Annotated in this window: 7 protein-coding genes; 2 read left to right on the forward strand and 5 right to left on the reverse strand. The window is 41.1% G+C overall.

The annotated features are described in order from the left end of the window. The 5 genes from L4C33_RS18970 to ccoN form a co-directional block, all read right to left on the reverse strand. Positions 1 to 459: FixH family protein (locus L4C33_RS18970; protein WP_428813973.1), on the reverse strand; the 459-nt coding region annotated here is incomplete at its 3' end. A gap of 83 nt (positions 460 to 542) precedes the next feature. Continuing rightward, positions 543 to 1517 (reverse strand): cytochrome-c oxidase, cbb3-type subunit III, encoded by a 975-nt coding sequence (gene ccoP, locus L4C33_RS18975; protein ID WP_428813974.1) that lies wholly within the window; start codon positions 1515 to 1517, stop codon positions 543 to 545. Further along, entirely contained in the window at positions 1517 to 1690 is a 174-nt protein-coding gene (locus L4C33_RS18980; protein ID WP_394250908.1) for a cbb3-type cytochrome oxidase subunit 3, read from the reverse strand. The genes ccoP and L4C33_RS18980 overlap by 1 nt, the downstream gene beginning before the upstream one ends. Before the next feature lie 9 nt (positions 1691 to 1699). Then, a complete protein-coding gene (gene ccoO / locus L4C33_RS18985) occupies positions 1700 to 2320 on the reverse strand; it encodes a cytochrome-c oxidase, cbb3-type subunit II (protein ID WP_428813975.1) in 621 nt (206 codons plus the stop codon). An 11-nt stretch (positions 2321 to 2331) separates the two neighbouring features. Beyond that, entirely contained in the window at positions 2332 to 3759 is a 1428-nt protein-coding gene (ccoN, locus tag L4C33_RS18990; protein ID WP_428813976.1) for a cytochrome-c oxidase, cbb3-type subunit I, read from the reverse strand. Between the two features lie 258 nt (positions 3760 to 4017). Between ccoN and L4C33_RS18995 the strand changes: the two genes are divergently transcribed. Together L4C33_RS18995 and L4C33_RS19000 are read left to right on the forward strand one after the other, a co-directional pair. Beyond that, positions 4018 to 4401 carry a hypothetical protein gene (locus L4C33_RS18995; RefSeq protein WP_428813977.1) on the forward strand — a complete coding sequence of 128 codons (384 nt, stop codon included), beginning with the start codon at positions 4018 to 4020 and terminating at the stop codon, positions 4399 to 4401. A gap of 66 nt (positions 4402 to 4467) precedes the next feature. Beyond that, positions 4468 to 5649 (forward strand): FIST signal transduction protein, encoded by a 1182-nt coding sequence (locus L4C33_RS19000; RefSeq protein WP_428813978.1) that lies wholly within the window; start codon positions 4468 to 4470, stop codon positions 5647 to 5649. Positions 5650 to 5829: the final 180 nt, after the last annotated feature.

The raw sequence follows: 5829 nt of genomic DNA on the forward strand, positions 1-5829 counted from the left end.
TGTTTCAGTTGGGAAAGTTACGCGGCCTTGAATCAACCATTCTTCATCGTGTGGAGTTAACTCAATAAACCATGGGCCTTGAATTTCTTGAGAAGGTGTAAGGCGGTAATTCCCTTTAGCATCTGACGTTAGTAATTCAGTGAAGTCGCGGTCAGGTAAAGTTCTATGAACAAACATAGCTTTCAATGCAGGGTAATGAGGTAATTCACCTTTATCTAACTTGAGGGTAATCGATGCGTCATCAGATTTGATTGTCGCGCTTAACCCAAGTTCTTTTGCAACATTGATTTTGGATATATCGATGTTTATCCCTTTTCCTTTTTTATAGTAATCCTCTGTCACTAGATGAACAGAATTTTGTGTGAACAGGGTTACTGTAATTAAAGTCCAAACAACCACAGTCAGTGGCAGGGCAATAAGGAACCACGGCCAGAATTGTTTATACCAAGGCTTTACCATAAAAAAGATCTCAACAGCTGAATAAGAAGGGTTTATAAAGTACAGGAAAGACAGCCCCTTAGGTAGGGGCTGTTATTGGAATGTTACTTATTATCTGAGTTGCTTAAGCTCCAAACATACGCTGAAACCAGTTGAACCTTGTCTTCACCTAGAATGTCTTTCCAGGCTGGCATTACACCAGAACGTCCATTCATTACTGTTTCTGTAACGTCTGCGCGTGAATCACCGAACAACCAATCGCGGTCAGTTAGGTCTGGTGCACCCACAGCAGGGTTACCTTTACCATCTGTACCGTGACATGCAGCACACACAACAAAACGAGCTTTACCAGCTTCCGCTTCACGAGCGTTAACTGAACGACCAGAAAGGCTAAGAGTGTAGCTTACAACTTCTTTAACACCTTGCTCGCCAAGCGCATCTTTCCATGCTGGCATTTGGCCTACACGACCATGCATGATAGTAGTTACGATAGCTTGTGGTTCACCACCATATAGCCATGCGTCATCAGTTAAGTTAGGGAAACCTTTCTGACCACGTGCATCTGAACCATGACACTGCGAACAGTTCTGTAGGAACAAACGTTGGCCTACCTTAGTTGCTTCAGCATCTGAAGCAATATCAGGAATAGAACGTAAACCGTCTTCGTTGTATGCAAGTTGCTTAAATGCTTCACCGAAGTAAGTATCGGCGTCGTCTAGCTCTTTCGCATACTGATCAAGCTGTTTGTTTTGTTGAGAAGCCGCAACAGAAGCGCGAGATTCTTCAATGTTTTGTACAGTTTGATCTGAACTTGTCCAACCTAGAACACCCTTAAAGTTACCCAAGCCTGGATAAAGAGTGAAATAAATAACAGCAAAAACAAGCGTACTGATGAAAAGGTAAGTCCACCACTTTGGAAGTGGGTTGTTAAGCTCACGAATACCATCGTATTCGTGACCCATATCTTTACCTGGTTCTACACCAGTTTTATCGTTGGAACACCAACGAAGTAGGGCTGCACAACCAATTAGCGTACCAATTGTGATTACAGTTACCCAGATACTCCAGAATGTACTCATTACTTCGTCACTCCTTGATTATTCGTTTTCGGCTGAGCTTCATCAGCAAAAACTAAGTTCGCATCTTCATCGAAGCGAGACTTGCGGTTTTTACCAAAAGCCCACCAAACGATACCAATGAAGCAAGCAAAAACTGTAACAGTCCAGATACTTTGAAATGTAATAATATCCATAGTAATGCCTTATTTCATTGCATGACCAAGAGACTGAAGATAAGCGATGATTGCATCCATCTCTGTTTTACCTTCAACATCTTGTTTCGCAGTAGCAATTTGCTCATCAGTGTATGGAACACCAAACTGATTGCGGAAGATTTCTAACTTCTGCTGAGTCAATTTGCCATCTAGAACATTTTCCTCAAGCCATGGAAAACCTGGCATGTTTGATTCAGGAACAAGTTCGCGCGGGTCAATCAAGTGAACACGATGCCATTCGTCAGAGTAACGTTCACCAACACGAGCTAGATCAGGACCAGTACGCTTAGAACCCCATAAGAATGGATGTTCCCACACACTTTCACCAGCAACTGAGTAGTGACCGTAACGCTCTGTTTCAGAACGGAATGGACGGATCATTTGGCTGTGACAAACGTTACAACCTTCACGGATATAGATGTCACGGCCTTCCATCTCAAGAGCAGAGTAAACGCGTAGGTTTTCTACAGGTTCAGTCGTCTGCTTTTGGAAAATCAAAGGTGTAATCTCTACAAGGGCACCAAAGCTGATAGCAATAACGATTAGGATCGCAAGCAAGCCAACATTTTTTTCGACCAACTCATGGCGATTATTTGAATTTGAGCTCATTCTAAATCTCCTTAAGCCGGTTGTTGGATAGCTTTAAGGCTATCTTTAGGTGCAGAAACAGTTTTGTACGTGTTGTATGCCATTAAGAACATACCAGATAGGAAGATGAAACCACCTAAGAAACGTACAAAGTAGAACGGGTAAGATGCTTCTACAGATTCAACGAAGCTGTAAGTTAATGTACCGTCAGAGTTAACAGCACGCCACATCAGACCTTGCATCACGCCAGAAATCCACATAGCAACGATGTAGAAAACAGTACCAATCGTAGCTAACCAGAAGTGAACATTGATCAGTGATACAGAGTACATACGCTCTTGACCAAATAGTTTAGGAACTAAGTGGTATACAGAACCAATAGAAACCATTGCAACCCAACCTAACGCACCAGAGTGAACGTGACCGATTGTCCAGTCAGTATAGTGGGATAGTGCGTTAACCGTTTTAATTGCCATCATTGGGCCTTCGAAAGTCGACATGCCATAGAATGATAGAGAAACGATTAAGAAACGTAGGATTGGGTCGTAGCGAAGCTTATGCCATGCGCCAGATAGAGTCATAATACCGTTGATCATGCCACCCCAAGAAGGAGCAAACAGAACCAAAGACATAACCATACCTAGAGACTGTGTCCAGTCAGGAAGTGCAGTGTAGTGTAGGTGGTGAGGACCAGCCCAAATGTACAGAGACACTAGTGCCCAGAAGTGGACAATAGACAGACGGTAAGAATAAACTGGACGCTCTGCTTGCTTAGGTACGAAGTAATACATCATACCAAGGAAACCTGCTGTTAGTAGGAAACCTACTGCATTGTGACCGTACCACCACTGAACCATAGCATCAATTGCCCCAGAGTAAATCGAGTACGATTTAGTCAATGAGACCGGAATAGCTAGGCTGTTTACAATGTGTAACACTGCAACCGTGATGATAAAGGCTCCAAAGAACCAGTTCGCTACATAAATATGAGATGTTTTACGCTTAATCATCGTTCCGAAGAACACGACAGCATAAGCTACCCATACTAATGTAATAGCGATATCAATCGGCCATTCTAGTTCTGCATACTCTTTACCAGAGGTGATTCCCAAAGGTAGAGTGATTGCAGCGGAAAGAATAATCGCTTGCCAACCCCAGAAGGTGAAGGCGACAAGAGGGCCACCAAATAAACGCGTCTGACAAGTTCTTTGTACAACATAATATGATGTTGCAAAAAGGGCACTTGTACCGAACGCAAAAATAACCGCATTAGTATGCAGGGGACGTAAACGACTGTACGTCAGCCACGGCGTATCAAAGTTTAGCTGTGGCCAAACTAATTGAGCGGCAATCAAAACACCAACGCCCATACCGACAATACCCCATAAAATGGTAACAAGGGTAAATTGACGGACGACCGTATAGTTGTAGTTTTGTTCAAGCTGCTTTTCTTGGCTCATTTGCATGCTTCCAATTTCTTATTTACTACACTTTACTTCCAACACGACTCACGTCGTAATGCCACCCAAATCCACAAAAGAAAGTGAGCTTATTCATAACTTTATTTCTACTTGCTGATTTTGAAAAAAAGTGGCATTTTCAACGCGACACTATACTTGAATTAACAAATCAATGACAGAGTAGTAACCTTACCGCTGGTCAGGATTTGAAATTTTATTTAAAAACTTTGAAGTTTGTTACAGGGAGTAAACAAGAAAATGGCGGCACAAAAATTAACACAAGGCCGACTTGTTCAAATAGTAGTCATGATGCTTATATTAGTAGCAGCAWTCACTTGGAGAACAGTAACATACGACAACAATAAAACGGCAGACTGTATAGTTAACACATCCTGTTTATTTGACGTTGGAGATGCGAATATTTTAATCACAAACCATAACGGTGGTTTTTTGATTGAAACATTAGAGATCAATAACATTGAAGTTGAAGCTACCGGAGCGCACAGTAAAGTTGAAAAACTAACACCCAAAAGTTGGATGTTGGTAACTCAAGATATCGATCCCGCTATCTATGTTACAAGCACGCAACAAAGTGATTCGGTGTTAATAAGGATCACAAAACCCGACTTGAATAATGAGTAGATCAAGAATCAATGAGGTGACAAGTGTTATAAAATACAATACTTGGTTAATCACTTTCCTTAAATCATGAAGTTTAGATCTCTTACATCAACAGAATTAGATGAAGTTTCAGTGATCAGAGAGTTCTCTGATGAGCTGTCAACGAAAAAACTAGCTCACCTAATTTGTTATTACACTGAAGATTACCAATCCTCTATTTTGCAAGAACAGCTACTGGCATCTTTTCCTGGTATATCTTTGCATGGTTGTTCAACGTGTCATGGAGTCATGACAGAAAGAGGTTTTAAGGAAGGGCCAGTTGTCGGTGTTCTAGCCATTTATGATCTGGGTTCAAACGCATTTGGGACAGGGATAACATCACTAGAACAATCAACTAGTGACGCCGTAACTAAGTCGATTGATTTGGCTCTGAAAAACGCAGGCAGAGAAGGGGAAGTTCCTGACCTCTTATTAATCCACTCAACACCCGGGAAAGAAGAACAAATTCTAACGTCAATAGATCGTAAATTTGGTACTAAAGTCCCTATTATTGGCGGTAGTGCTGCCGACAACAAAGTGACAAATTCTTGGTCTGTATTTACAGAAGGCGGTATTTCATCAAATGCACTATCAATTACCGCTTTCTTCTCTTCTCAATCTATTTTTACATCATTAAGTTCTGGTCATGCCCCCACAGAGTACTTTGGAACTGCTACTAAAGTGGAAGGGCGTGTGTTACTAGAAATAAATGGTGAACCAGCAAAGAATACTTATCACGAATGGACGAACCAGCATACTTCTGACTCTGGCGATTCGTTTTTATTTGAACGATCTAATATATATCCAATAGGTCGACATGTAGGTACTGAATTAAATAAACCTTACTTTAAATTGTCTCACCCAATAAGAGAAACAGATGGCGGTGGAATAGAGTTATTTACTGATATTCTAGAAGGTGACCTTTTGTACTTGATGTCTGGTTGCAAAGAAAAATTAGTGAGTCGTTCAGCTGATATAATTAAAAACTCTTATTATAGTGGTGTAGAAGTTGAATCTAAATTAGGCGCGATCAATATTTTTTGCGCCGGACCTATGCTGTATCTAAAGCACGATATGCAAGAAGTATGTAATCAGATTAACCAATCCTTAGATGGCCAGCCTTTTATTTGTCCATTTACTTTTGGCGAACAAGGGCGGTTAGCCGGTGGTGAAAGTAGCCACGGTAACCTGATGGTTTCTTCAGCAACATTCTATCGGTTAAAAACTTAATACGATGCAAAATACAGAAGCACTTAACGAAACCCTTATTGAGTTAGAAAGAGTGAAACGCAGAGAGGCGCGTTTAGCTGAAGAGAATAGGGCAATTTTGTCAACAATATCAGCATTTAGCCGTGCTAAAAGTCGATATGAAGTATTTGATAGTCTCAATAAAGTGCTCCAGCAGTATAT

The sequence above is a fragment of the Vibrio makurazakiensis genome, assembly GCF_050337375.1.
Lineage (GTDB): Bacteria > Pseudomonadota > Gammaproteobacteria > Enterobacterales > Vibrionaceae > Vibrio > Vibrio makurazakiensis.